The 25282-nt window shown below is 64.7% G+C and carries 22 protein-coding genes, 1 tRNA gene and 1 riboswitch; of the genes, 14 read left to right on the plus strand and 9 right to left on the minus strand.

Annotated features, from left to right (window positions below; genetic code table 11):
* Positions 1 to 2: 2 nt before the first annotated feature.
* Positions 3 to 416, plus strand: coding sequence for an EVE domain-containing protein (locus ACYCVF_RS16800; RefSeq protein ID WP_459598075.1), 414 nt, complete (start codon positions 3 to 5; stop codon positions 414 to 416).
* Between the two features lie 96 nt (positions 417 to 512).
* On the opposite strand, the gene ACYCVF_RS16805 is transcribed toward ACYCVF_RS16800, so the two are convergent.
* Entirely contained in the window at positions 513 to 1679 is a 1167-nt protein-coding gene (locus tag ACYCVF_RS16805) for a DNA topoisomerase IB (protein WP_459606562.1), read from the minus strand.
* Positions 1680 to 2078: 399 nt separating this feature from the next.
* On the opposite strand from ACYCVF_RS16805, the gene acs reads away from it, so the two are divergent.
* On the plus strand, positions 2079 to 4025 hold the full coding sequence (gene acs, locus ACYCVF_RS16810) for an acetate--CoA ligase (RefSeq protein ID WP_459598079.1): 1947 nt from the start codon (positions 2079 to 2081) through the stop codon (positions 4023 to 4025).
* Between the two features lie 426 nt (positions 4026 to 4451).
* On the plus strand, positions 4452 to 4967 hold the full coding sequence (locus ACYCVF_RS16815) for a L,D-transpeptidase (RefSeq protein ID WP_459598081.1): 516 nt from the start codon (positions 4452 to 4454) through the stop codon (positions 4965 to 4967).
* A gap of 53 nt (positions 4968 to 5020) precedes the next feature.
* Here ACYCVF_RS16815 and ACYCVF_RS16820 read toward each other — a convergent pair whose 3' ends face one another.
* Together ACYCVF_RS16820 and ACYCVF_RS16825 are read right to left on the minus strand one after the other, a co-directional pair.
* Complete coding sequence (locus tag ACYCVF_RS16820; protein WP_459606563.1) at positions 5021 to 5611, minus strand: thermonuclease family protein; 591 nt, start codon at positions 5609 to 5611, stop codon at positions 5021 to 5023.
* 71 nt (positions 5612 to 5682) lie between these two features.
* The gene (locus ACYCVF_RS16825; RefSeq protein ID WP_459606564.1) at positions 5683 to 5892 is read right to left on the minus strand and encodes a DUF1674 domain-containing protein; all 210 of its coding nucleotides are present in this window, start codon (positions 5890 to 5892) and stop codon (positions 5683 to 5685) included.
* A gap of 189 nt (positions 5893 to 6081) precedes the next feature.
* Here ACYCVF_RS16825 and ACYCVF_RS16830 point away from each other — a divergent pair, with 189 nt between their 5' ends.
* The 3 genes from ACYCVF_RS16830 to purH all read left to right on the plus strand — a co-directional run bounded on the left by ACYCVF_RS16830 (position 6082) and on the right by purH (position 11062).
* Positions 6082 to 7428 (plus strand): RsmB/NOP family class I SAM-dependent RNA methyltransferase, encoded by a 1347-nt coding sequence (locus ACYCVF_RS16830; protein WP_459598087.1) that lies wholly within the window; start codon positions 6082 to 6084, stop codon positions 7426 to 7428.
* 158 nt (positions 7429 to 7586) lie between these two features.
* Complete coding sequence (locus ACYCVF_RS16835) at positions 7587 to 9305, plus strand: heparinase II/III family protein (RefSeq protein WP_459598089.1); 1719 nt, start codon at positions 7587 to 7589, stop codon at positions 9303 to 9305.
* 58 nt (positions 9306 to 9363) lie between these two features.
* A riboswitch (ZMP/ZTP riboswitch) is annotated at positions 9364 to 9445 on the plus strand.
* Positions 9446 to 9469: 24 nt separating this feature from the next.
* Positions 9470 to 11062 carry a bifunctional phosphoribosylaminoimidazolecarboxamide formyltransferase/IMP cyclohydrolase gene (gene purH, locus ACYCVF_RS16840; protein ID WP_459598091.1) on the plus strand — a complete coding sequence of 531 codons (1593 nt, stop codon included), beginning with the start codon at positions 9470 to 9472 and terminating at the stop codon, positions 11060 to 11062.
* A gap of 127 nt (positions 11063 to 11189) precedes the next feature.
* On the opposite strand, the gene ACYCVF_RS16845 is transcribed toward purH, so the two are convergent.
* Entirely contained in the window at positions 11190 to 12575 is a 1386-nt protein-coding gene (locus tag ACYCVF_RS16845; RefSeq protein WP_459598093.1) for an MFS transporter, read from the minus strand.
* Positions 12576 to 12673: 98 nt separating this feature from the next.
* On the opposite strand from ACYCVF_RS16845, the gene ggt reads away from it, so the two are divergent.
* Positions 12674 to 14425, plus strand: a complete 1752-nt coding sequence (ggt, locus tag ACYCVF_RS16850; RefSeq protein ID WP_459598095.1) for a gamma-glutamyltransferase — start codon at positions 12674 to 12676, stop codon at positions 14423 to 14425.
* A gap of 80 nt (positions 14426 to 14505) precedes the next feature.
* Here the strand turns inward: ggt and ACYCVF_RS16855 are convergent, their stop codons facing one another.
* Positions 14506 to 15171 (minus strand): glutathione S-transferase family protein, encoded by a 666-nt coding sequence (locus tag ACYCVF_RS16855; RefSeq protein ID WP_459598097.1) that lies wholly within the window; start codon positions 15169 to 15171, stop codon positions 14506 to 14508.
* A gap of 163 nt (positions 15172 to 15334) precedes the next feature.
* Between ACYCVF_RS16855 and ACYCVF_RS16860 the strand changes: the two genes are divergently transcribed.
* The 4 genes from ACYCVF_RS16860 to panE all read left to right on the plus strand — a co-directional run bounded on the left by ACYCVF_RS16860 (position 15335) and on the right by panE (position 19111).
* On the plus strand, positions 15335 to 15919 hold the full coding sequence (locus tag ACYCVF_RS16860; protein WP_459598099.1) for a DUF2239 family protein: 585 nt from the start codon (positions 15335 to 15337) through the stop codon (positions 15917 to 15919).
* A gap of 84 nt (positions 15920 to 16003) precedes the next feature.
* Positions 16004 to 17353: an MATE family efflux transporter gene (locus ACYCVF_RS16865; RefSeq protein WP_459598101.1), complete on the plus strand. Its 1350-nt coding sequence runs from the start codon at positions 16004 to 16006 to the stop codon at positions 17351 to 17353.
* 92 nt (positions 17354 to 17445) lie between these two features.
* Positions 17446 to 18060, plus strand: a complete 615-nt coding sequence (locus tag ACYCVF_RS16870) for a 2-hydroxychromene-2-carboxylate isomerase (protein WP_459598103.1) — start codon at positions 17446 to 17448, stop codon at positions 18058 to 18060.
* 127 nt (positions 18061 to 18187) lie between these two features.
* Positions 18188 to 19111 (plus strand): 2-dehydropantoate 2-reductase, encoded by a 924-nt coding sequence (panE, locus tag ACYCVF_RS16875; protein ID WP_459598105.1) that lies wholly within the window; start codon positions 18188 to 18190, stop codon positions 19109 to 19111.
* 203 nt (positions 19112 to 19314) lie between these two features.
* Here the strand turns inward: panE and ACYCVF_RS16880 are convergent, their stop codons facing one another.
* From ACYCVF_RS16880 to ACYCVF_RS16890, 3 genes are all read right to left on the minus strand, one after another.
* A complete protein-coding gene (locus tag ACYCVF_RS16880; protein ID WP_459598107.1) occupies positions 19315 to 19896 on the minus strand; it encodes a c-type cytochrome in 582 nt (193 codons plus the stop codon).
* 185 nt (positions 19897 to 20081) lie between these two features.
* Positions 20082 to 21362 (minus strand): PQQ-dependent sugar dehydrogenase, encoded by a 1281-nt coding sequence (locus ACYCVF_RS16885; RefSeq protein WP_459598110.1) that lies wholly within the window; start codon positions 21360 to 21362, stop codon positions 20082 to 20084.
* Between the two features lie 379 nt (positions 21363 to 21741).
* Positions 21742 to 22728: an NAD-dependent epimerase/dehydratase family protein gene (locus ACYCVF_RS16890; RefSeq protein ID WP_459598112.1), complete on the minus strand. Its 987-nt coding sequence runs from the start codon at positions 22726 to 22728 to the stop codon at positions 21742 to 21744.
* 194 nt (positions 22729 to 22922) lie between these two features.
* On the opposite strand from ACYCVF_RS16890, the gene ACYCVF_RS16895 reads away from it, so the two are divergent.
* Together ACYCVF_RS16895 and ACYCVF_RS16900 are read left to right on the plus strand one after the other, a co-directional pair.
* On the plus strand, positions 22923 to 23183 hold the full coding sequence (locus ACYCVF_RS16895; protein ID WP_459598114.1) for a hypothetical protein: 261 nt from the start codon (positions 22923 to 22925) through the stop codon (positions 23181 to 23183).
* A 3-nt stretch (positions 23184 to 23186) separates the two neighbouring features.
* Positions 23187 to 23837, plus strand: a complete 651-nt coding sequence (locus tag ACYCVF_RS16900; RefSeq protein ID WP_459598116.1) for a nucleotidyl transferase AbiEii/AbiGii toxin family protein — start codon at positions 23187 to 23189, stop codon at positions 23835 to 23837.
* A 147-nt stretch (positions 23838 to 23984) separates the two neighbouring features.
* On the opposite strand, the gene ACYCVF_RS16905 is transcribed toward ACYCVF_RS16900, so the two are convergent.
* Positions 23985 to 24059, minus strand: a tRNA-Gly gene (locus tag ACYCVF_RS16905).
* A 273-nt stretch (positions 24060 to 24332) separates the two neighbouring features.
* Between ACYCVF_RS16905 and trxA the strand changes: the two genes are divergently transcribed.
* On the plus strand, positions 24333 to 25256 hold the full coding sequence (gene trxA, locus ACYCVF_RS16910) for a thioredoxin (RefSeq protein WP_459598118.1): 924 nt from the start codon (positions 24333 to 24335) through the stop codon (positions 25254 to 25256).
* The last annotated feature ends 26 nt before the right edge of the window (positions 25257 to 25282 follow it).

A 25282-nucleotide genomic window follows, 5' to 3' on the forward strand; every position in this document is an offset into this window, starting at 1 on the left:
GCATGGCGTACTGGCTCGTGAAATCCGAACCGTCGGTGTGGTCCTGGGACCAGCAGGTCGCGAAGGGCGGCAAGGGCGAGGCCTGGACCGGCGTGCGCAATTTCACCGCGCGCCAAAACCTCGTGAACATGAAGAAGGGCGACAAGGCGTTCTTCTATCATTCCAACGAGGGCAAGGAGATCGTCGGGATCGCGGAGGTCATCAAGGAGGCCTATCCGGATCCGACCGACAAGACCGGCAAATTCGTCTGCGTCGACATCAAGGCCGACAAGCCCCTGAAGACGCCGGTGACGATGGCCGCGGTCAAGGCCGAGAAGAAGCTCGCGGACATGGCCCTGGTGAAATATTCGCGCCTGTCGGTGCAGCCGGTGACGGCGGAGGAGTGGAAGCTCGTCTGCAAGATGGGCGGAGTGTAGATCACCGCCGCCGCAGCCCGGATGAGCGCAGCGACATCCGGGATCACTCGACCCGCATATCGCTACGCTCATGCGGGCTACGATGCCGGATGCGCATCACACCGCGACGGTCGCCACCACCTGCGCCAGCAGCTGCTCGCGCCTCGCCTGAGAGCGCTGGCCCTTCATGGTCGCGGCGAAGCGCTCGAGGATGCCCTCTTCGAACGCAGTGACGATGGTATCGTGGACGTAGCTCCTGCGGCAGATCGCCGGCGTGTTCGAGAGCTTGTCCGCCGCGGAGCGGATTGCGTCCAGCACCTGCTTCTTGCGGCCGCGCTGGCTGGTCGCCGGCGTGATCCGCGACAGCGATTCCACCACGACGGCGGACGCCATCAGCGTACGAAAATCCTTCAGCGAGATCTTGATGCCGGCGATCTCGCGCAGAAACGCATTGACCTGGGTGGTGTTGACCGCGCGCACGATGCCGTAGGCATCGCGGTACTGGAACATGCGCTTACCGGGAACGGCCTGCAAAATGCCGACGGCGCGCACCAGCTTGGCCGCGTCGCACTCCTTCCGCACAGCCTTGCCGCCCTTCGCCTTGAAGGTCAGCACGAAGCAGTCGTCCTCGAGCGTGACGTTGGACTTCAGCAGCGTGGTTGCGCCGCGGGTGCCGTTGAGACGGGCATAGGACTCGTTGCCGGGACGGATCGCGGTACGCGCGATCAGCTCGATCACGGCCGAGAGCGCGAACTCACGCGTCGGCTCGTCGCCCGACAGGAACGCCGAGACCTTGCGCCGGATTTTTGGCAGCGCCCCGACGAGCTTTTCGAGGCGATGCGCCTTGCGGTGCTCGCGGACCTTCTCCCAATCGGCGTGATAGCGATATTGCAGCCGGCCCGCGGCATCGCGTCCCACCGCCTGGAGATGCGAATTCGGATCGGCCGAGTAGCGGACCTCGCGATAGGCCGGCGGCACCGCCATGGCATGCAGGCGGCGGATGGTGCGGGCGTCGCGGATATGCGCGCCGTTGGGGCGGACGAAGGAATAGCCCTTGCCGCGCTTGACGCGCCGGATGGTCAGCTCGTTCTGGTCGCCCAGCCGCAGGCCATGCTCCCTGGCGAGCGCCTCGACCGTCGCCGGCGCCGTATCGAAGGTCTTTTTCGGGCTGGGGCGCCTGAAACCGGCCGGTTTGGGCCATTGTCCGAGGGCTTTGGCCAGCGCGATGGCCGCAGGATCGGCTGAAGCGGGCCGCATCGTCCCGAGATTCTGCTGATCCATCATAGCGTTATGCCTTAGCCCTGTCTGTTATCGATCAATGCCGCTGTTCTGATTTTTGTTCCGAGGGGTCTCTTTGGACCCGGGTTGGCCATTTAGGGTGTTCCGAACCGTATTGCGAGTCCCGAATCAGTGAGAAGGGGTTTCTAAATACCTCTAGCGCTGCATGAGGCCCTGGGCCGGCCCGTTCCGCGCAAATGGGGTAAACACGCGAAAGGCGACCTGGGCCTGTTTCAGATCTGCGACAGTGGCAGCCGGCGGCCTTGATCCTCCGCATGGCCGGCAACCCGCCGAAGGTCCAGCTTGTGCTCCTTGTCGGGTCCGGTTAGCCCGACGCATAATCAGTCAATGATCAAGTCGGCTCGCCGATCGCTGGCGTTTGGCCTGCCGTATGTGGAGGGAAGCATGTCCGAGAAGATCTACGACGTCCCCGCGGAGTGGGCGAAGCGCGCCTGGGTCGACCAGGCCAGGTACAAGGAGATGTACGCTCGCTCGATCTCGGACCCCAATGGTTTCTGGGCGGAGCAGGCCAAGCGCATCGACTGGATGAAGGCGCCGACCAAAATCGAGAACGTCTCGTTCGCGCCCGGCAACATTTCGATCAAATGGTTCGAGGACGGCATCCTCAACGTCGCCCACAATTGCATCGACCGGCATCTTCACACGCGCGCCAACCAGACTGCGATCATCTGGGAAGGCGACGATCCCTCGCAGTCCAGGCACATCACCTATCAGGAGCTGCATGACGAAGTCTGCCGGATGGCGAACATCCTGCGCACCCGCAACGTCGGGAAGGGCGACCGCGTCACCATCTACCTGCCGATGATTCCGGAAGCGGCCTATGCGATGCTGGCCTGCGCCCGCATCGGCGCAATCCATTCAGTGGTGTTCGCGGGCTTCTCGCCCGACAGCCTCGCCCAGCGCATCAACGATTGCCAATCCAAGATCATCATCACCGCGGATGAAGGCCTGCGTGGCGGCAAGAAGGTGCCGCTGAAGGCCAATGTCGACGCGGCGCTCGCCAAGGCCGATGGCGTCGATTGGGTCGTCGTCGTCAAGCGCACCGGCGGCAAGGTCGACATGAACCCGACGCGCGACCTCTGGTACCACGAAGCCGCGGCGATGGTGACGACCGAATGCCCGGTCGAGCACATGCACGCCGAGGATCCGCTGTTCATCCTCTACACCTCGGGCTCGACCGGCCAGCCCAAGGGCGTGCTGCACACCTCTGGCGGCTATCTCGTGTTCGCCTCGATGACGCATCAATACGTCTTCGACTATCACGACGGCGACATCTACTGGTGCACCGCCGACGTCGGCTGGGTCACCGGCCACAGCTACATCCTCTACGGGCCCTTGGCGAACGGGGCGACCACGCTGATGTTCGAGGGCGTGCCGAATTATCCTGACAATTCCAGGTTCTGGAACGTCATCGACAAGCACAAGGTCAACATCTTCTACACCGCGCCGACCGCGATCCGCGCGCTGATGCAATCGGGCGACGAACCCGTGAAGAAGACCTCGCGCGCGAGCTTGCGCCTGCTCGGCTCGGTCGGTGAGCCGATCAACCCGGAGGCCTGGGAGTGGTATCACCGCGTCGTCGGCGACGATCGCTGCCCGATCGTCGACACATGGTGGCAGACCGAGACCGGCGGCATCCTGATCACACCGCTGCCGGGCGCCACCAAGCTGAAGCCGGGCTCGGCGACGCAGCCGTTCTTCGGCGTCGTGCCCGAGATCGTCGATGCCGACGGCAAGGTGCTGGAAGGCGAGACCACAGGCAATCTCTGCCTGACGCGGTCCTGGCCTGGGCAGATGCGCACGGTCTACGGCGATCACGCCCGCTTCGAGCAGACCTATTTCTCGACCTACAAGGGCAAGTACTTCACCGGCGACGGCTGCCGGCGCGATGCCGACGGCTATTACTGGATTACCGGTCGCGTCGACGACGTCATCAACGTCTCCGGCCATCGCATGGGCACCGCCGAGGTCGAGAGCGCGCTGGTCGCGCATGAGAAGGTGTCGGAAGCTGCGGTGGTCGGTTTCCCGCACGACATCAAGGGCCAGGGCATCTACGCCTATGTGACCCTGATGGCCGGCGTGCAGCCGACCGACGATCTGCGCAAGGAGCTCGTCACCTGGGTGCGCAAGGAGATCGGTCCGATCGCTTCGCCCGACCAGATCCAGTTCGCGCCGGGCCTGCCCAAGACCCGCTCGGGCAAGATCATGCGCCGCATCCTGCGCAAGATCGCCGAAGACGAGCCGGGTAGCCTGGGCGACACGTCGACCCTGGCCGATCCCGCTGTCGTCGACGACCTGGTCAAGAACCGGCAGAACCGAAAGTCGGCGTAAGCCGCTCTCGTGCCGCGGACGCAGCGCAGCCCGCAAGTGATGCGCTGCTGAACCGGGGCTAGCCAACCCCATGAAGAGCTGTGCTCCGGCTCCACGCAGCAGCGCCAAGGCGCTGCCCTGCGTGCGGGCCAGGGCCGCCTTTCGCGCCAACGCCTCCTCGAAACAACAGCCGTTCACGTCCTCACACACTTGTCAGGACTGCCCTGCCGCGTCCGGCATCTTTCCCGCCAGGTGTTGTTTTCAAGTCATTTACTTTATTTCGAACATTTCCTTTGTTCCCGCTGCTGGCTGGCCCTCGGCGGCCGTGCGTGGAAACCATCCGGTTAACAGGCGCGGTTAAGAATGAGCGCTATGAGGGCTTGGCGCGGCGATTGCCGGGTTCTGCGTCATTTTGAGCGATCCGTTTTGGGGCAAGGGGAAGCATCGATGTCGATGAGGATTGCGGTGGCGCTGGCCGCCACCATCGGGGCCGGAATCTTGATGTCGACGGCGGCAGAGGCGAAGCCGGAGCTGGTGGGCGCACACCTGGCCGACTATTCGCCGGGCACCATCGTGGTCAAGACCAGCGAGCGGCGGCTCTATCTCATCCTCGATAACGGCCACGCCGTGCGCTATCCGGTCGGCGTCGGCAAGACCGGCAAGCAATGGGCCGGCACGACGAAGATCGACGGCAAGTACCTCAATCCGGCCTGGGCGCCGCCCGCCGAGGTGAAGCGCGACAAGCCGAACATCCCCGACGTCATTCCCGGCGGCTCGCCGCGCAACCCTATGGGCGTGGCGGCGATGACGCTGGCGGGCGGTGAGTATGCGATCCACGGCACAAATGTGCCGGGCTCGATCGGCGGCTTCGTCTCCTATGGCTGCATCCGCATGCTCAACGACGACATCACCGATCTCTATGGCCGCGTCTCGGTCGGCACGACGGTGGTCGTCACGCGCTGATCGCCTGAAACAGCCAAGATGGAAAGGCCGCGTCACCGACGCGGCTTTTTTTGTCACCAGAAGCGCCACCCGCGCGCGCACCAGCCGTTGCGATGGCCGCCATTGTAACTGCGCACAAAGCCGCCGGCGAGCATTGCCGCCGCGACGCTCGGCGTCTTCCGGGTAGCGACATCGGCGAGAACGCGACCGTATTTGTCGGGGCCGAGATTGGTGATCGTCACGCCGCCCTGACTGAGCAGATCGCGCAATGCGCGGGCCGCAGCTTCGGCCTTGTCCAGCTCCTCCTGGCAGGAGGCCTTCAGCTCGGGCGCATCGATGCCGCGCAGCCGAACACGTGCGACGAGATCACCACCATGATGCTGATGCACGCGCGCCAGAAATGTGTCGCCGTCGACGGTGCGAATGACCTCGACCGGTTGGCGAAGGCCGGCTGCGCCGGACTGCTGCAGGATGATCTCGGCATCGCGCGATCGTTCGTCATTCACTTGCGGAACAGGCCAGATCGCTCCCTGGCGGAAGCCGAGCACCACGGCCGTCACAACGCCGACCGCGAACATCCACGGCAACAGTCCGGAGAAGCGACGGCCGAACGGCGAGCCGCTGTTTGAAGTCCGGTATGGACGGCTGGGATCGAAGCGCGACATCCGCGCACGCTAGGGCTGAGTCGGCTGAACCGGCAAGCTGGCTTATGAAGAGCGCGCGTGAAGCGGCGACTTCAAAAGTCGGAAGCGATGCCCTTGCGCTCCCAATCGCCGTAGCGGGTGGGCTCGGGCCCCTTCGGCCCCTGCAACTCCTTCGCCCTCGCCTCGTGCATGGCCTGGGCGGCCGCAGCCTGCCGGCGCGCTTCGGCTTCGGCCAGCGCGCGCTGGGCCGCCGGCGATAGCGGCTTGCGATCGGGAACGGGAACGGGAGACTGGTCACTCATCGTCACGCCTTCTAGCGCAGGACCGGGCGCAACGCGATGCCCAATAACGCATTCCTGAAATCGGCTCCAAGGGCTGAAAAAACCCGCAAGCGATTCTTACATTTGGCATATTCGCGTGCCAGAGATCGGGTTCTCAAGGCATGCGCCGTTTGCGGCGGAACTGCCGCTCGCTCAGAACCTTGCTTCCGCATGCCATCTCAACGTTTCGTCCCTCCATCCGAAGTGCCTGGTCTTGCGGCACGGCGGATTGCCGCCGACATCGTCGACGGCGTGCTGCACAAGCACCGCACGCTTGACGACCAGCTCGACGGCAGTGGCGCCCACCCCGGACTGAAGACGCTGGCCGATCGCGACCGTGCGCTGATGCGGCGCCTCGTCGCCACGGTGCTGCGCCGGCTCGGCACGCTCGGTCATGTGCTGTCCCGCCTGCTCGACAAGGGTATTCCCTCCGACGCGCCGCGCGCGCAGAGCGCGCTCTTGATCGGCGCCGCCCAGATCCTCTGGATGGACGTGCCCGATCACGCGGCGGTCGATCTCTCCGTTCGCCTCGTGCAATCCGACCGCCGCGCGGCGCGCTATGCCGGCCTCGTCAACGCCGTGCTGCGCCGCTGCGCGCGCGAGGGCAAGGGGCTGATCGATGAGGTCGCGACGCAATCGCTGGATCTGCCGCCATGGCTGTTTGCGCGGTGGAGCGCGCATTATGGCGAGGCGATCGCGCGAGACATGGCACTGGCGCTCGGCCACGAGCCCTCGCTGGATCTGACGGTGAAGTCGGATCCCGCACAATGGGCGAGCCGCCTGCATGGCGAGACGCTGCCGACCGGAACCGTGCGGATGCTGCTGCACGGTTCGGTGACCATGCTGCCCGGATTCGCCGAAGGACAATGGTGGGTCCAGGACGCCGCCGCCGCGTTGCCTGCCCGGCTGTTCGGCGACGTCAAAGGCAAGTCCATAGCCGATCTCTGCGCCGCGCCCGGTGGCAAGACCGCGCAGCTTGCGTATGCCGGCGCGCATGTCACGGCCATCGACCGCTCGCCCGCCCGGGTGGCACGTTTGCGCGAAAACCTCGCCCGACTGTCGCTCCAGGCCGAGACCGTCGTCGCTGACGCCGTGGAATGGGCCGGCCCTGCCGAGGCCTTCGACGGTATCCTGATCGATGCGCCCTGTACCTCGACCGGCACGATCCGCCGTCATCCCGACGTGGCCTGGCTGCGGCAGGAGTCCGACATCACCGCCCTGGCCGCACTCCAGCAGCGGCTGCTGCGGAAATCGGTGTCGCTGCTCAAGCCGGGCGGGACGCTGGTCTATTGCACCTGTTCGCTGGAACCCGAGGAGGGTGAGCAGGCGGTGGCAGCGCTGCTCGCGGCCGAGCCCGTGCTTCGCCGCGTCCCCATCGAGGCGTCGGAGGTGGCGGGCCTCGACGAAATCCTCAACCGAGACGGCGACCTTCGCACCCTGCCCTGCCATCTGCCGAACGCCGATCCCAAGCTCGGCGGCCTCGACGGATTTTTCGCGGCCCGGCTCGTTAAATCCTGATTTTGCACTGGATTTTGCGGCCACGACTCTGATTCGCGCCGTTCAAGGTGGTGTCAGACGACCGATTTTGGGGCTAATAAGGATTCGTCGCTGATCCTCTCCCCCCATCAAGGCAAGGCGTGTCGGTCGCTCAACGCAGACATATCTCGACGCTGGTCATGAACCGCTTCGCGCGGAACATGCTCGCGCGCGCGAGCGGTGGTTCCGTGACGCTCTCGCGGGTCTGGCCCGGCCGCACCGACCGACTGATCATCGCGCCGCACGACCTGCGCACCGCGGACGCAACCCGCGCCGCCGAAATCTATGCCGGCCGCTTCGTCTTCGCGGGCAAGATCGTCAATTGCCACGGACGTTCGATCTTCGATCTCGAACCTCCGTCGGAGGACTGGGAGGTCGCGCTGCTCGGCTTCGGCTGGTTGCGTCATTTGCGCGCCGCCGACACTGCGCTGACGCGGGCGAATGCGCGCGCGCTCATCGAGGACTGGATCGCCAACCCTGCCAACAAGCGCCGCCCCGTCGCGCGCCGCGCCGACGTGCTGGCCCGGCGCGTGATCTCGCTTCTGTCGCAGGCGCCGCTGGTGCTGAGCGAGACCGACAACAAGTTCTACCGTCGCTATCTGCGCGCCCTGGCCCGCGAGATCCGCTTCCTGCGCTACACGATGGTCGACATCCCGGACGGAGTGCCGAAGCTCCAGGTGCTGATCGCGCTGTGCTACTCGGCCCTGTGTCTCGCCAACCAGACACGCCACATCCGCAGCGCCTCCAAGAAGCTGTCCGACGAATTGCAGCGGCAGATCCTGCCCGACGGGGGGCACATCTCCCGCAATCCGGGTGCGCTCATCGAGCTCCTGATCGATCTGCTGCCGCTGCGGCAGACGTTTGCCGCGCGCAACATCGCGCCGCCGCCGGCGCTGCTCAACGCGATCGACCGCATGATGCCGATGCTGCGCTTCTTCCGGCACGGCGACGGCAATTTTGCCCTGTTCAACGGCATGAGCGCGACGTCTTCGGACCTGCTCGCCACGCTGCTCGCCTATGACGACACCCACGGCGCGCCGATGGCGAACATGCCGCATACCGGCTTCCAGCGCCTCGATGCCGGCCAGACCACGTTGATCATCGATACCGGCCCGCCGCCGCCGGCCGGCGTCAGCCACGATGCCCATGCCGGCTGCCTGTCGTTCGAACTGTCTTCCGGCATCAGCCGCATCGTCACCAATAGCGGCATGCCGACCACGGGACGCGACAATTGGCGGCCGTTCGCACGCAGCACGGCGGCGCATTCGACGCTGACCTATCACGAGACCTCGTCATGCCAGTTCGTCGAGATGTCGGCGATGAAGCGGCTCTTGCACGGCGCTCCCATCACCAGCGGACCCGTCCAGGTCGAGAGCTATCGCGAGATCGTGCAGAACGGCACGCTGCTGACGACCTCGCATGACGGCTATCTCGCCAAGTTCGGGGCAATCCACCGCCGCGTGCTGATGATCGCCAATGACGGCGCGCGCATCGATGGCGAGGACACCCTGTCGCCGCCGCAGGGCGGACGCTTCAGGGGCGCGGATGCCGACTTCGCGCTGCGCTTCCACCTGCATCCGGCGGTGAAGGCGAGCCGGCTGTCGGACGCTCGCGGCGTGATGCTGGTGCTGCCGAACCGCGACGTCTGGACCTTCGAGGCGCTCGACGACAAGGTCGACCTCGAGGACAGCGTGTTCCTGGCCGGCAATGACGGCCCGCGCCGCACCGCCCAGATCGTGATCCGGCAGGACGCGCGGCAGGCCCCCTCGATCCGCTGGAGTTTCGTGCGCTCCACGGCGTCGCCGGCGGTGACGAATGCCCGGCGCAACGCACGGCGGGAGCCGGAACTACCGCTGTAGCCGCGCGGACGCCAGTCCTGTCCGGCGTTGTGAAACCGGCCGAAAGCTGCTATCGAGCACGCGCTCGCGCGACTGGCGACCTTGGATGGAGCACCATCGGGAAGCGCGGGACGTTACCGCCGCGCGCCTGGGCATAGACACTCCTAAGACAGAGGATCTTGCTCATGACTGACCATCCCCGCCGCGTCACCCGCGCCCTACTCTCCGTTTCCGACAAGACCGGCCTGATCGAGTTCGCAAAGGCGCTTGCCGCCCATGATGTCGAGCTGGTCTCCACCGGCGGCACCGCCAAGGCCATTGCCGCGGCCGGCCTCGCGGTGAAGGACGTTTCCGAACTGACCGGTTTCCCCGAGATGATGGACGGCCGCGTCAAGACGCTGCATCCGAAGGTCCACGGCGGCCTGCTCGCGATCCGGGACAACAAGGACCATGCCGAAGCGATGAAGGCGCATGGCATCGCGCCGATCGATCTGCTGGTCGTCAATCTCTATCCGTTCGAAGCCACCGTCGAGAAGGGCGCCGGCTTCGAGGATTGCATCGAGAACATCGACATCGGCGGTCCCGCGATGATCCGCGCGGCCGCAAAGAACCATGACGATGTTGCCGTGGTGGTCGAAGCGCAGGACTATCAGGCCGTGCTCGACGAGCTCGCCGCCAACAAGGGCGCGACCACGCTGAAACTGCGCAGGCGTCTTGCCGCGAAGGCGTATGCCCGCACCGCGGCGTATGACGCCGCGATCTCGAACTGGTTCAACCGCCAGCTCGAGATCGACGCGCCCGACTTCCGCGCCTTCGGCGGCCGCCTGATCCAGTCGTTGCGCTACGGCGAGAACCCGCACCAGACCGCGGCGTTCTACGCGACGCCGGACAAGCGCCCGGGCGTCTCCACCGCACGGCAGCTCCAGGGCAAGGAGCTCTCCTACAACAACATCAACGACACCGACGCGGCCTATGAATGCATCGGCGAGTTCGACGCCGAGCGCACCGCGGCCTGCGTCATCGTCAAGCACGCCAATCCCTGCGGCGTCGCGGAGGGATCGAACCTCGTCGAAGCCTATCGCAGGGCGCTGGCCTGCGATTCCACGTCCGCGTTCGGCGGCATCATCGCGATGAACCGTCCGCTCGATGCCGACACGGCCCGCGAGATCACGAAGATCTTCACCGAGGTGATCATCGCGCCCGACGCCAGCGAGGAGGCGATCGCCATCATCGGCGGCAAGAAGAACCTGCGCCTGCTGCTCGCCGGCAGCCTGCCCGACCCGCGCGCCCCCGGCCTCACGGCCAAGACGGTGGCCGGGGGTCTTCTCGTGCAGAGCCGCGACAATGCCGTGGTCGACGACATGACCTTCAAGGTCGTGACCAGGCGTGCGCCGACGGATGCGGAAATGCGCGACCTGAAATTCGCGTTCCGCGTGGCAAAACACGTCAAGTCGAACACCATCATCTACGCCAGGAACCTCGCCACCGTCGGCATCGGCGCGGGCCAGATGAGCCGGGTGGATTCAGCACGGATCGCGGCGCGCAAGGCGCAGGATGCGGCCAATGAGCTGAAGCTCGCCGAACCGTTGACCAAGGGCTCGGTGGTGGCCTCGGATGCGTTCTTCCCGTTCGCGGACGGCATGCTCGCCTGCATCGACGCCGGCGCCACGGCCGTGGTGCAGCCCGGCGGCTCGATGCGCGACGACGAGGTGATCAAGGCCGCCGACGAGCACGGCATAGCGATGGTCTTCACGGGAACGCGGCACTTCAGGCATTGAAGCCTGCCATCATTCCAGGGCGCAGAGAGCGAACTCTGGTGCGAATTGCGCACCGGAGAATCTCGCGCGACACTGGCGCGATTCCGGGCTCATCGCTCCGCGATGTCCCGGAGTGACGGTGGTGCGGCTATTTCCGCACCCGCATCAACAGTCCCAGTCCCGCGACGAAGAACACCACCAGCACGGCCATGCCGGCCTTCTGGCTCGCCGTCACCGCGGTGATCGTGCCGATCAAGAGCGGTCCGATGAACGACGTCACCTTCCCCGTCAGAGCGAACAGGCCGAAATATTGCGCGATGCGATCCTGCGGCGCGAGGCGGATCAGCAGCGTGCGGGAGGCGGCCTGCAGCGGGCCCCCGGCTGCACCGATCAAGCAGCCCAGCACGAGATAGGCGCGCTCCGCCGCGCTCGAGAACAGGGGAGCGCCTGCTTGCGGCGGCGCGGTCTTGACGAACAGGACGCTGTCCTTGTCGACCAGCAGGATCGCGGCCACCGCCAGCAGCAGGACCAGCAGACTGCCGGCGATGACGCGCTTCGGCCCGAGGCGATCGTCGAGCTTGCCGCCGAGCCATGCACCCAACGCGCCCGCGACCGCGAGCATGATGCCGAACGTGCCGATCTGGATCGTGTGCCAGCCGAACGTGCCGGCGGCATAGATACCCCCAAACGCGAACAGCGACACCAGTCCATCGGTGTAGATCATGTTGGCGAGCAGGAATGCCGCCAGCGACTTCTGCTTGGGCAGTCGCTTGATCGATTGCTTCAGCTCGGACAGACCTTCCCGCAGCGCCTCGCGCAGCGGTCGCTTCGCAGGGTAATCCGGCGTGAACAGGAACATCGGCATCACGAAGATGATGAACCATAACCCGGTCAACGGCCCGGCGGCACGATCCCCTTGATGAGTGACGGGGTCGAGCCCGAACAACGGCGCGAAGCCGAGCAGCGTGCGGCCGGTCCCGGGATTGGCGGCGAGGAAGCCGAGCACGATGATCAGGCTGACGATGCCACCAACGTAGCCCGTGGCCCAGCCGGTGCCGGAGAGCCGGCCGATCCGTTCAGGCGGCACCAGGGTCGGCATCATTGCATTGTTGAAGACGGTAGCGAACTCGGCCCCGATGCTGGCAAGCGCGACAGCAGTGAGCAGCAAAGGAATGACGGCGGCATCGCCAGGTTTGCCGATCCACAGCGTGCAGGACGCCAGCACCAGCACCGCGCCGAAGCCTGCGATCCACGGCTTCCTGCGTCCAGCCGCGTCTGCGATGGCTCCCAGTACCGGCGACAACAGCGCGATTGAAAGGCCAGCCGCGGCCATCGCGAAAGCCCACAGCGACTGGCCGGTGGCGGGATTTGGCGCAATGCTGGTCACGAAGTAGGGGGCGAAGACGAAGGTCGTGATCAGCGTGAAATAGGGCTGCGCGGCCCAGTCGAAGAAGATCCAGCTGACGACGGCGGCGCGCGGCGGATAGGTCCGCCGTGCGCCGGCCATGCGCAGATCGGGAGCGATCGTCGTCATCAGCAGTCCTCATCACGAACAGTTTTGCCTCTGTCGGGGCAAACCGTATAGCATTGTAGCGAGGGGTGTGAACTGGCCCGAGAGCACGACGGAAATTGATGATGTCGCCTTATTCGACACGGCGGACGTTTTTCGCGGTCATTGCCACTCTGGCGTTCGGTTTCGTTCCCGCGACCGCTCAGGATGCGCGGCGGGGCCATGCTCTGCCACCACGCGACACGGTGCGCGCCGTCGGCGCCGAGCACGGCATGGTGGTCGCGCAGGAGAAGATCTCCGCCCAGGTCGGTGCCGACATCCTGCGGCGCGGCGGCAATGCGATCGACGCCGCGGTCGCGACCGGCTTTGCCATGGCGGTGACCTACCCGCGTGCCGGCAATATCGGCGGCGGCGGCTTCATGGTGATCCATTCCGCCGATCGCAATGAAGGCATCACGATCGATTATCGCGAGACCGCCCCGGCTGCGACCACACCGCAGATCTTCCTCGGCGCCGACGGCAAGCCCGATACAGCGAAGTCACGCGATTCCGCGCTCGGCATCGGCGTGCCCGGCACTGTCGCAGGCCTCGCCCTGGCGTTGGACAAATACGGCTCGGGCCAGTTCACGCTGGCGCAACTGCTCGCGCCCGCAATCGCGCTCGCACGCGATGGCTTCATCGTCGGTGACGACATTGCCGACACGCTGCCAACCTGGCACCGGCGGCTGGCACGCTGGGCGTCTTCGGCCAGGATCTTCTCGCGGCCAGATGGCACACCGCTGGGCGAAGGCGACCGGCTGGTGCAGAACGATCTCGCCGAAACGCTGTCGACCGTCGCCGCCCAGGGGCCGCGAGGATTCTATGAGGGACAGGTCGCGGAGAAACTCGCCAAGTCCGTGACTGATGCCGGCGGCATCATGACAGCGGCCGACCTCAAGGCCTATCAGCCGATCATCCGCGCGCCGGTGCGCGGCACCTATCGCGGCTATGACATCGTCTCGATGCCGCTGCCTTCGTCCGGCGGCGTGGTGCTGGTGGAGACGCTCAACATCCTCGAAGGCTTTCAGCTTGCCGAATTGAAGCAGGGATCGGCGGCATCGCTGCATCTGCTGATCGAGGCCATGAAGCGCGCCTATGCCGACCGCGCGCGCTATCTCGGCGATCCCGCCTTCGTCAACGCGCCGATCGAGACGCTGGTCGCGAAGGACTATGCCGCCAGGCTGCGCGCGGGCATTTCGAACGAACGGGCCACGCCGTCGAAGGAGATCGTGTCCGCTTCTGCCGCGACGCGCGAGGGCAGCAACACCACGCATTTTTCCGTCGTCGACGGTCGCGGCAACGCCGTCAGCAACACCTATACGCTGAACTTCAGCTACGGCGTCGGCTTGGTCGCCGAAGGCACCGGCGTGCTGCTCAACAACGAGCTCGACGATTTCACCGCGGCGGTCGGTGCATCCAATGCGTATGGTCTCGTCGGCTTCGAGGCAAACCTGCCCGGTCCCGGCAAACGGCCGCTCTCGTCGATGTCGCCGACGATCGTGCTGAGGGACGGCAAGCCGGTGCTGGTGACGGGCTCCCCCGGCGGCAGCCGCATCATCTCGACCGTGCTCCAGGTGATCGTGAACGTCCTCGACCACAAGATGGACGTCGCGGCCGCCGTCGCTGCGCCGCGGCTGCATCACCAATGGCTGCCGGATGAAGTGCGCGTCGAGCGTGGCTTTCCCGACGATGTGCTGTCCGAGCTGAAGGCAATGGGCCACCTCACCGTCGAGCCCATGGGGCAGACATCGGCCAATTCGATTCTCGTGACGCCGAACGGACCGCTCGGCGCGGCCGATCCACGCACGCGCGGCGCCGAAGCGGCGGGGCAGTAGACCTCTTCGTTTGCATGCGCAGGTGCGCAATTGCTCACTGTCGTTCGGGTTGCGCGCCCCGGCAATGACGGTGAGCGCGATTACCGGCCCACCTGATACGGTCCGCCTTTTTCCAGCGCGCGCGCATAGGCCGGCCGCGCGTGGATACGCTCCAGGAACGCCATCGCCTTGGGATGGCCCTGCTCCAGCCCGCCGCGCGCTTGGGCGGCTTCCAGCGGAAAGCTCATCTGGATATCGGCCGCGGTGAACTCGCTGCCCGCGAACCACTCGCTCTTGGCGAGCTCGCCTTCCCAATAGTCCATGTGCTGCTTGAGCTGCGGATTGACCAGCGCAGTCAGCGCCTGGTTGCAAACCTTGCGCACCAGCGGGCGCAGCAATGCCGGCGCGCGCTTCGGCATCAGCGTGAACAGGAGCTTGAGCAGCAGCGGCTGCATTGCGGATCCCTCCGCATAATGCAGCCAATAGGTGTAGCGCAGCCGCTCCGGCGTGTTCGGCGGCGGGGTCAGCCGGCCATTGCCATAGGTGGCGATGAGATATTCGATGATCGCGCCTGACTCGGCGATGGTGTTGCCGTTGTCCGTGATGACCGGCGACTTGCCGAGCGGATGAATGGCGCGCAACTCGTTTGGCGCGCGCATGTCCGGCTGACGCTGGTAACGCACGATCTCGTAGGGCACGCCCAACTCCTCGAGCAGCCACAGCACGCGCTGCGAGCGGGAATTGTTGAGGTGGTGAACGGTCAGCATCGCGAGGTCCTCAGGGCTTGGCGTGGTCGATCGGCCGCGCGTTCGTGCCAGCCCGGGAACACATTGTCGAGCCATCGGCGCAGATAGTTTCACCCGGGTATATTGACGCCGGTAATTTACCCGGATATTAAGCTGCCCACACGATCAATATGGAACGTTTCCGATGCAAGGGACCTACACAGCGTTTGTGGGCCAGCGCCGGCTGGCCTCCGGCACGGCCGGCGAAGTCGCGCTCTCCGTCAAGCGGGCAACGCAGCCGCTGGATCAGCCGGTCATCATCTTCGACGACGGCACGGGCCGGTCGATCGACTTCGACCTGCGCGGCGACGATCGCGAGGTGCTGGCGCGGCTGGCCAAGCTGATGCCGCCACCGGCGACCGAAAACAGCGAGCCGCCTAGCGGGCCGCGCGGACGTGGCCGGCCGAAGCTCGGCGTGGTCGCACGCGAGGTGACCTTGCTGCCGCGGCACTGGGAGTGGCTCAACGCACAGGCCGGGGGTGCCTCGGTCGCGCTGCGCAAGCTCGTCGACGAGGCCAGGCGCGCCAGCGGCGCCAAGGAGCGCGAGCGCCACGCGCGCGATGCGGCCTATCACTTCATGTCGACCATGGCCGGCAACCTGCCGCAGTTCGAGGAGGCCTCGCGCGCGCTGTTCGCGGACGACCGGCGGCGCTTCACCGGACTGATCGCCGATTGGCCGACTGATATCCGCGACCACATCGTCAAGCTCGCCTACAGCGACCGCGCTTAAGGCGCCGCTCTTCACAACCCCATCGACGGCCGAGCCGCGCATCGCGCGGCAACGGCTTCGCACGCCCTGATGAAAGGCCGATCCATGTCCGCTCCAAAACCGCTCTGGACCATATTCCTCCGCTTCCTCGCCCCCATGATGCTGAGCAACGCACTGCAATCGCTGTTCGGCACCGTCAGCAACGTCTATCTCGGCCAGATGATCGGCGTCGATGCGCTCGCCGCGGTCTCGGTCTTCTTCCCGGTGATGTTCTTCCTGTTCGCCTTCGTCATGGGGCTGAGCACCGGCGCCACCGTGCTGATCGGCCAGGCCTTTGGCGCGGGTGAGCACGGCCGGATCAAGGTCATCGCGGGTACGACACTCGCAGTCGGCTTGCTGCTGTCGATTTCGGTTGCACTGATTGGCGGGCTGTTCAGCCGTCAATTGATGATGGCGCTCGCCACGCCCGCCGACATTCTCGATGAGGCCAGCGCCTATGCCAGGATCATGCTGCTGACAGTTCCGCTCGGCTTCGTCTTCCTGCTGATGACGGCGATGATCCGCGGCGTCGGCGACGCGCTGACACCGCTGCTGGCGCTGGCGTTGTCGACCGCGATCGGCCTGGTCCTGACGCCATTGCTGATCCGCGGCGCGTTCGGATTGCCGGCGGCCGGCATCACCAGTCCGGCATGGGCATCTGCGATCGCCAATGCGATGACGCTGATCGTGCTGGCGGCCTATCTGCTGCGGAAGACACACGCGCTCGCACCGGACGCTGCGTTGCTGCGACATCTGCGGCTGAACGGCGCGGTGCTCGGAAAGGTCCTCGGCATCGGACTGCCGACCGCGATCGGCATGATGTCCATGGCGATCGCAGAGCTGGTGCTGCTCGGCCTCGTCAACGGCTTCGGATCCGACGCCACTGCGGCTTACGGCGCCGTCAACCAGGTGATGGGCTATGCGCAGTTCACGGCGATGTCGATTTCGATCGCGGTCTCGATCCTCGGCGCGCAAGCAATCGGCGGCGGCGACAGGGCACGGCTCGACGGCATCGTACGCACCGGCCTCATCTTCAACCTCGTCCTGACCGGCGGGCTGGTCGCGCTGATCTACCTCATGCCGCGCGCGGTGCTCGGCATCTTCATCACCGACGGCGCCGTGCTCGATATGGCGAAAAGGCTGCTGTACATCGCCTTGTGGAGCTCGGTGCCGTTCGGCTTGGCAACCGTGTTTTCCGGTGCGATGCGCGCGGCCGGTGTCGCGTTCACACCCATGCTTCTCTCGATCTTCGCGATTGTCGCGATCGAGCTGCCGGCCGCCGTGATCCTCAGCCGAAAGATCGGCCTCGAGGGCGTCTGGGCAGCCTATCCGATCGTGTTCTGCGCCATGTTCGTTTTGCAGATGGGCTATTACCTCCTGGTGTGGCGCAAGCAGGCGATGCGGCGTCTGATCTGACGGGACCCTAAGTATTATGACCGTCATTAAACGGTGGACCTGTGGCGCGGCCTGCGCCACAATGACAAAAAGCGACGTCAGGGAGAATGATTTTGACCCGCACCGCACCGCAATTCCTGTTCGACTTCGGCAGCCCCAACGCCTATCTCAGCCATCTGGCGATTCCGGCGATCGAGCAGCGGATCGGCGTCAAGTTCGAATATGTGCCGATCCTGCTCGGCGGCATCTTCAAGTCGACCAACAACAAGTCGCCGGCGGAGAGCCTGGCCGGCATCAGGAACAAGCGCGAATTCCAGGCGATCGAGACCGAGCGTTTCATCAAGCGCTTCCATGTCCAGCCCTATGTCTGGAATCCGCATTTCCCCGTCAACACGCTGAACCTGATGCGCGCGGCAATCGCGGCACAGCTCGAAGGCGTCTTCGAAAAATATGTCGAGGCCGCCTTCCATCACATGTGGCGCGAGCCGAAGAAGATGGACGATCCTGAAATCGCGGCGAATGCGCTGGCCTCCTCCGGCCTCGACGCGCAGAAGCTGTTCGCCCGCGCCGGGGAACCCGAGGTGAAGGGCAAGCTGATCAAGAACACCGAGGAGGCCGTCGCCCGCGGCGCGTTCGGCTCGCCCACCTTCTTCGTCGGCGACGAGATCTTCTTCGGCAAGGAACAGCTGCGCGAGGTCGAGGAAATGGTGCTGGGAAAGGGCGAGTAGTGAGTGGCGAGTGGCGAGTAGTGAGTAGTGGAAACGTTACTCGCGTTTCGCTATCTGCTATCCTATTCGCGACCCCCTATTCGCCATTCGCTTCTGTCCGAAGAAGAACAATAACGGAGTTTGTCCCATGCGTATCCTCGTGGTCGGCGCCGGCGCCATCGGCGGCTATTTTGGGGGCAGGCTGTTGCAGGCCGGTCGCGACGTCACCTTCCTGGTCCGGCCCCGTCGCGCCAGCGAGCTTGCGGGTGCCGGTCTCGTCATCAAGAGCCCGAATGGCGACGTGACCTTGAAAAACCCGCCGACCGTGCAGGCGGACGCGCTCAAGGACAAGTTCGACGTCGTGCTCTTGAGCTGCAAGGCGTTCGACCTCGACGACGCCATCAAGTCGTTCGCGGCCGCGGTCGGACCGAACACCGCGATCATTCCGATGCTCAACGGCATGAAGCATCTCGACACGCTGGATACCAGGTTCGGCAAGGAGCGGGTGCTCGGCGGCCTCTGCGCCATCGCGGCGACCTTGAACGAGAAGCGCGAGGTGGTGCAGCTTCAACCGATGCAGTCGATCAATTACGGCGAGCGCGACGGCAAGATGTCGGACCGGGTGAAGGCGATCGACGAAGCCTTCAAGAGCGGCATCACTGGCGCCACCGCGAGCCAGAACATCATGCAGGACATGTGGGAGAAGTGGGTGTTCCTCTCGTCGCTCGCGGCGTCCACCAGCCTGATGCGCGCCTCCGTCGGCGACATCCTGGCGGCTCCGGGCGGCCGGGATTTCCTGCTCGGCATGCTGGACGAGACCAGCGCGATCGCCACCGCGTGCGGCTATCCGCCGGGCGGGCCGTTCTTCGAGCGGGTGAAGGGCAACCTCACCGCCGAAGGATCGCCAATGACGGCGTCGATGTTCCGCGACATCAAGGCTGGCCTGCCGGTCGAGGCCGACCACGTCATCGGCGACCTGATCGCGCGCGCCGATACGGCCAAGGTGCCGGTGCCGAAGCTGCGTATCGCCTATACGCATCTGAAGGCATATGAGAAGCAGCGCGCTGGGTAGGCGCTTCATACACGGCCGTCGTCCCGGGCAAGCGAACGAAGTGAGCGCTGGTTTGTACCCATGACCACGGAGAGTGGCTATGCGGCACGCCGGCAACTCCGGGTCTTCGCCAAACCTGATCCTGTGGTGATGGATCCCGGATCTGCGTGCGCTTAAGGCGCGCTTGTCCGGGACGACGACGGATTTGCGATAGCAGATCAGCGCTATTTCAAATGGGCGAGATAGTGCGAGACGGCCGTGATTTCCTCGTCGCTCATGTGGTAGGCGACATCGGCCATCGCGGCGACGCCGCCGCCGACGCGCTGGCCGGCCTTGTAGTCATGCAGCGCCTTGACGAGATATTCCTCGCGTTGACCCGCGAGCCGCGCGACGGCCTTGGTGCCGGCATAGCTGTCCGTGTGGCACGAGGCGCAGCGGCGGCCGGCCGCAACCTGCGCGCCCTTCTTCGACAGGTCCGGATCCCCGTCCTCGGCTCCCTTCGGCGGCGCCAGCGAAGAAAAATAGGCGCCGAGATTGCGGATGTCCTCGTTGGTGATCTCCGCGATGATCGGCTGCATCTGCTCGTTCTTGCGCGAGCCGGCGCGGAAAAACACGAGCTGCCATTGCAGGAATTGATCGGGCTGGCCGGCCAGCGAGGGGATGTTCTCGGTCTGCGAGATGCCGTTCTCGCCGTGGCAGCCCGCACAGACCTGCGCCTTGGCCTTGCCCGCGGCGACGTCGGCGGCACGCGTGGCCGGCGCAACGAGAAGCGTGGCGGCCAGAACTCCAAACCAGACTGCTCGCATGGATAATGTCTCCGACTGTCATTGCCGGGCTTGCCCCGGCAATCCATCCCATTCTTGAAGGGCTTCTCGCATGATCGATTCCGGATCAAGTCCGGGCATGACGAGCGCGTTCCGCTGTGAGCTTGCTGCGTCAAGCAAAAGGCTGCGGCGCCTTCCGGCCGCCGCAGCCTCGTTTGGTGCGTGCGCTACTTCTTGCTGTAGCTGATGCGGTAGATCGCGCCGGCCCAGTCGTCGGCGACGAGGATCGACCCGTCCTTGGCGAGGATGATATCGTTGGGACGGCCGAGATAGCCCTGGTCGCCCTCGAGCCAGCCGGAGGCGAAGATCTCCCTCTTGGGGTTCTTGCCGTCAGGCCCGACGATCACGCGTGTGATGCGTGCCCCCTGGTACTTGTGGCGATTCCAGGAGCCGTGTTCGGCGATCAGGATGTTGTTCTTGTAGTCGGCGGGGAATTGGTCGCCGGAGTAGAACTTCATGCCGAGCGGAGCGACATGGGCGCCGAGATTCAGCACGGGCGGTGTGAACTCGGAGCATTTGTGGCCCATCGCGAACTTGTCGTCGGGCAGATTGCCCTGGTGGCAATAGGGATAGCCGAAATGCTCGCCGATCCTGTTGATCATGTTCAGCTTGTCCGAAGGCAGGTCATCGCTGATCCAGTCGCGGGCATTCTCGGTGAACCAGAGCTTGCCGGTGCGCGGGTCGACGTCGCCGCCGACCGAATTGCGGACGCCGAGCGCCCAGATCTCGGCGTTGCCGGTCTTGGGATCGACACGGCGGATCTGCGACACGCTGGTCGGCGGAATGCCGATGTTGAAGGGCGGACCGAACGGCAGGAAGAACCAACCCTCCTTGTCGACCGCAATGTACTTCCAGCCATGCGCGGCATAGGAGGGCATGTCGTCATAGACGACCTTGCCCTGGCCGAGATTGTCGAGATTGGCTTCGGCGTTGTCGTAGCGGATCAGCTTGTCGACGGCGATGACGTAGAGCGCGCCGTCCCTGAAGGCGACACCGGTGGGCATGTTCAGGCCCTTGAGGACGGTCTTGACCTCCTTCTTCCCGTTGTTGTCCTTGATGGCATAGACGTTGCCGAGGCCGAACGAGCCGACGAACAGCGTGCCCTTGTCACCCCACGCCATCTGCCGCGCGGCCAGCACGCCCGAGGCGTAGACCTCGATCTTGAAGCCCGCCGGCAGCTTGATCTTCTTGACGATGTTGGCGAGCTCGGCGTCGGAGGCGCCGGTCGGCGGTCCCGACGGCGGCGCGAGGCCCTTCTGCGCCTCGGTCTCGTCGCCGAGGAACCAATCGTCCGGCGGATGAGTCCAGAACTCCTTGGTGCCGGATTCGTATTTCTTCAGCGGCTTGTTCTTGTCCTGCTGTTGCGCATGGCCAGCGCTGGTCCCCGCGAGAAGGGCAACCGCTGCAAGCGCCAGAACGGATTGAAAGACGGTTCGATGGAATTTCATCGCGTCACTCCCCTAAGGCAGCCGTCAGGGCTGCGCATTATTGTATTCTGCTAGTCGAGAGGCGAAGTTTGGGTCCGTCTGCACGACAGACGCAAAAAGGTTAGCACATCCGCGAGCGGTGAGAAGCGCGCCGCGTGCACCGCGTTCGCGCTCCGAGAAAATTGAGACGGAAGGTCAATAAGGGCGAACGCCGTGACGACAATGCTCTCGCTGCAACGCGGAATCAAAGTGGCATGAGGATCGTTGCAGGCGGCGCTTGGGCGAGGCCATGCAAAAACGCGAAAACAACCCCATGCACAGTAGAGCGGCTGGGGCCGGCCCGTTCCCGGTGAGACCGGACAGACATTTGAAAGGTCGAGCGAAATGGCAATCGCGGCGCTTACGAGGCGACGGGGTACGGCCCATGGTCGAACACCGTGTCATGATAGCCTTTCGACCCGACCTCGCGCGCCAGCGGGCTGCGATAATCGCGGTCACCTTGCAGGCTGCGCAGAACATGCGCGAAGTCGAATTCGGGCCGCCAGCCGAGCTCGCGCCGCGCGCGGTCGTTGACATAGACGCGGTCGATCGCGGGGAAGAGCCGCCAGCCGCGCGCCGCATAAAGCTGCGCGCACTCCGGATAGAGCTCGCGCACGACACCGGCCGCATCGCGCGCGAGCGCGGCGAGATGACGCTGCTCGAACGGGCTGGTGGCCGAGACGATGTAGCGGGCGAAGCCGATTCTGGGCGCGCGTTCGGCGGCAAGCAGATGAGCGCTCACCGCGTCAGCGATGTCCAGCCGCCGATGGAGCAGCTCATTGGCCTGGGCGTTCTCGAGCGTATAGACCGACCGCATCGCCGGATCGTCATCGTCCTCTGGGAAGAAGCGCGAGGTCCGCAGGACTACGACGGGCAGGGCGCGTTCGCGAACGAACAGCTCGCAGAGAGTCTCGGCCATCAGCTTGGTCGTGCCGTAGATGTTCTTCGGCACCGGCGGCAGATCCTCGGTGACCCACACCGCAGCCTGTCCGGCCTCGGGGCGAAGCTGCGAGCCGAACGCGCTGGTGGTGCTGGTGAAGACGAAGCTCCTCACGGCCGCCGCCGCGGCCGCCTCGAGCAGATTGAGCGTGCCGGTGACGTTGGTGTCGACGAAGTCCTGCCTGGAGTGGGTCGCCACATGCGGCTTGTGCAGCGTCGCGGTGTGGATGACGGCGGTGACGCCGTCCATCTGCTCCCGCACGAATGCGGGATCGACGATCGAGCCGACGGCGTCGGTGAAGGGCGAAGCCTTCAGATCGAGCCCGCGCGCAGGCAAGCCGCGCTCACGCAGGGTGCGCAGGACCGCTTCACCGAGATGGCCGGCACTGCCGGTGACCAGAACTAGCATTTGAGACCGATTAGACCGACCCGCCAACGACGGAAAGCCACCGCACGTTCCAGGCGTTCGGTTGGAGGGTTGAGGCGAATCTACCCATTGCAAATGGAACGAAGAAGGAACAAGTTGACCGCGAAGACCGTTAGGAAGAGTGTAGATGCTTCAAGTCAATCCTATATTGACCGGGCATTTAGATAGTGACGCAGATGAACAGCCCCCTCCTAGTTTTGTCGACTGTGAACGCGCCGTACAGCAAAAAGCTGGACGCACAGGAGCTTGTCCATTGTCTGCTCGACCCCTCTTCGGCAAAGGCGGCCTGTGGTCCCATGTCGTCTTTTTTTGGGGATGTTGAACCCGAATTGCAGATCGCGTTCGCTGAGACGCATGGCATCAGCCGCGATCAGCTGGTTGCCGCGGCCAAGGCGTTTGCCGAATTTTCGGGGCAATCCTTTCCGCTCGCGGCGTAAGAAATGAGCGCTCAATCCGATTGGGCGCAACTTTTCCGCATTGCCTGTGCGATGATCCGGCAAGTCAACGCCGAACAGCAAATCATTGAGCGTTGGACGTTCGGCGGCGGCACAGCGATGATGCTACAAATCGACCATCGGATAAGCCACGATATCGATATATTTCTGCCGGATCCTCAGGTTCTTCCCTTCCTCGATCCCCGAAGGCATGATTTCGATTTCGAGATTAGGCCTGCTGATTACATGGGGGATGGCGCACGGCTTCTGAAGCTCGGCTTCGCATTTGGCGAGATCGATTTCATCGTCGCGCAGGCACTGACTTCCTCGCCAACGACCCAAGCGACGGTCGAGGGCGAAGTGGTGCTTCTGGAGACAATCCCGGAGATCATCGTGAAGAAGGTCTATCATCGGGGCCAGAGCATCGCGCCGCGCGATATATTTGACATCGCAGCAGGCAGCGAAACGCATGCGGAAGCGATCATCAAGGAACTGGCCAGCTATCGCGATAGCGTCGCAAACACCCTGTCTGCAATCAGCAAGTTGAAGCCTGACTTCGTAAACGCAGTGATCAATCAGCTTTCGATCAAAGATCCGTACAAGAGAATCGCGAACGTGGCGCTGGAGAAGACCAAGGACCTTCTTCGCGCTGTATAGCTTGGACACAATCGTCCTGGATTCCGGATTGCCTCCCATTCCAGTCCAGGAGCCCAGACAGCACGGCGTGGGTCACACCAAGATCGGCGTAGCGACTTGCCCCTGGCGGGGATCGCCAACTCATTCTGGATGCTCTGGGAGAAAATTTGGAGCGGGCGAAGGGGCTCGAACCCTCGACCCCGACCTTGGCAAGGTCGTGCTCTACCACTGAGCTACACCCGCATCCTGTGTCGGTCGCGTGACCGCGCCGGCAACGGCTGTCGTATGCCAAAAGCGGGAGGGGAATGCAACAGCTACCGGCGGCATAGATGCGCATCCGGAGCCCCCATATGGACCCTGAATGCGGCTAAATGGCCGGAAAGTGCCCCGGAACCGGCGAATCGGGTCGGCCGGATTGAAATTCGGCCGGCCCGGCCCAATTTAGGAGCCGATAACAAGCATATGAATTGGCGGCGTGCTAAACAGCCGCCATTCCAGCAATGACGAGGGGATCCCGTGACGATCATCGACCAGGGTAACGGAGCGGCAGGCCCGGCTGCGGCCGACCTGATCAAGGACACCACCACCCAGACCTTCGTGAAGGACGTGATCGAGGAATCGAAGCGCCAGCCGGTGCTGATCGATTTCTGGGCGGAGTGGTGCGGGCCCTGCAAGCAGCTCACCCCCGTGCTGGAAAAGGCGGTGAAGGCGGCCAAGGGCAAGGTCAAGCTTGTCAAGATGAACATCGACCAGCATCCGGCGATCCCGGGCCAGATGGGCATCCAGTCGATCCCGGCCGTGATCGCCTTCGTCAACGGCCAGCCCGCCGACGGATTCATGGGTGCGGTGCCGGAGAGCCAGATCAACGCCTTCATCGAGCGGCTGACCAAGGGCGTCACAGCGCCGGGCGAGGTCAACGTCGCGGAGATCGTGCAGGAGGCCGAAGCGGTGCTCGCCGAGGGCGACGCCGCGGCGGCAGCGCAGATCTATGCCGAGGCGCTCCAGCATGATTCGACCAACATCGCGGCGCTTGCCGGCCTTGCGAAGTGCTACGCCGTCTCGGGCGCGATGGAGCAGGCCAAGCAGACGCTGGCCATGGTGCCGGAATCCAAGCGCAACGACCCGGCCGTGAAGGCCGTGCAGACCGCGATCGACCTCGCCGAGCAGGCGAAATCGCTTGGGCCGGTCGCCGAGCTGGAACAGAAAGTCGCCGCAAACCCGCTCGATCATCAGGCCCGGTTCGACCTCGCCACCGCGCTCAACGCGCAAGGCAACCGCGCCGCCGCGACAGAGCAGCTGCTCGATATCGTCAAGCGCGACCGCAAATGGAATGACGACGGCGCCCGCAAGCAGCTGGTGCAGTTCTTCGAGGCCTGGGGCGCCACGGATGATGCAACCGTCGAGGGACGCAAGCGCTTGTCGACGATCCTGTTTTCGTAAGGACACTGGCAACGCCAGGGGGGACC

It is taken from the genome of Bradyrhizobium cedriense (assembly GCF_054602315.1).

Excerpts from the sequence above, each read along its gene's own strand:
- ACYCVF_RS16825 (WP_459606564.1), bottom strand. The coding sequence starts at position 5,892 with ATGAGTGACCAGTCTCCCGTTCCCGTTCCCGATCGCAAGCCGCTATCG.
- ACYCVF_RS16835 (WP_459598089.1), top strand. The coding sequence starts at position 7,587 with ATGAACCGCTTCGCGCGGAACATGCTCGCGCGCGCGAGCGGTGGTTCC.
- ACYCVF_RS16830 (WP_459598087.1), top strand. The coding sequence starts at position 6,082 with ATGCCATCTCAACGTTTCGTCCCTCCATCCGAAGTGCCTGGTCTTGCG.
- panE (WP_459598105.1), top strand. The coding sequence starts at position 18,188 with ATGCGTATCCTCGTGGTCGGCGCCGGCGCCATCGGCGGCTATTTTGGG.
- ACYCVF_RS16880 (WP_459598107.1), bottom strand. The coding sequence starts at position 19,896 with ATGCGAGCAGTCTGGTTTGGAGTTCTGGCCGCCACGCTTCTCGTTGCG.
- ACYCVF_RS16805 (WP_459606562.1), bottom strand. The coding sequence starts at position 1,679 with ATGATGGATCAGCAGAATCTCGGGACGATGCGGCCCGCTTCAGCCGAT.
- ACYCVF_RS16855 (WP_459598097.1), bottom strand. The coding sequence starts at position 15,171 with ATGCTGACCGTTCACCACCTCAACAATTCCCGCTCGCAGCGCGTGCTG.
- ACYCVF_RS16885 (WP_459598110.1), bottom strand. The coding sequence starts at position 21,362 with ATGAAATTCCATCGAACCGTCTTTCAATCCGTTCTGGCGCTTGCAGCG.
- ggt (WP_459598095.1), top strand. The coding sequence starts at position 12,674 with ATGATGTCGCCTTATTCGACACGGCGGACGTTTTTCGCGGTCATTGCC.
- ACYCVF_RS16860 (WP_459598099.1), top strand. The coding sequence starts at position 15,335 with ATGCAAGGGACCTACACAGCGTTTGTGGGCCAGCGCCGGCTGGCCTCC.
- purH (WP_459598091.1), top strand. The coding sequence starts at position 9,470 with ATGACTGACCATCCCCGCCGCGTCACCCGCGCCCTACTCTCCGTTTCC.
- ACYCVF_RS16895 (WP_459598114.1), top strand. The coding sequence starts at position 22,923 with ATGAACAGCCCCCTCCTAGTTTTGTCGACTGTGAACGCGCCGTACAGC.
- ACYCVF_RS16845 (WP_459598093.1), bottom strand. The coding sequence starts at position 12,575 with ATGACGACGATCGCTCCCGATCTGCGCATGGCCGGCGCACGGCGGACC.
- acs (WP_459598079.1), top strand. The coding sequence starts at position 2,079 with ATGTCCGAGAAGATCTACGACGTCCCCGCGGAGTGGGCGAAGCGCGCC.
- ACYCVF_RS16815 (WP_459598081.1), top strand. The coding sequence starts at position 4,452 with ATGTCGATGAGGATTGCGGTGGCGCTGGCCGCCACCATCGGGGCCGGA.
- ACYCVF_RS16820 (WP_459606563.1), bottom strand. The coding sequence starts at position 5,611 with ATGTCGCGCTTCGATCCCAGCCGTCCATACCGGACTTCAAACAGCGGC.
- ACYCVF_RS16865 (WP_459598101.1), top strand. The coding sequence starts at position 16,004 with ATGTCCGCTCCAAAACCGCTCTGGACCATATTCCTCCGCTTCCTCGCC.
- ACYCVF_RS16800 (WP_459598075.1), top strand. The coding sequence starts at position 3 with ATGGCGTACTGGCTCGTGAAATCCGAACCGTCGGTGTGGTCCTGGGAC.
- ACYCVF_RS16890 (WP_459598112.1), bottom strand. The coding sequence starts at position 22,728 with ATGCTAGTTCTGGTCACCGGCAGTGCCGGCCATCTCGGTGAAGCGGTC.
- ACYCVF_RS16900 (WP_459598116.1), top strand. The coding sequence starts at position 23,187 with ATGAGCGCTCAATCCGATTGGGCGCAACTTTTCCGCATTGCCTGTGCG.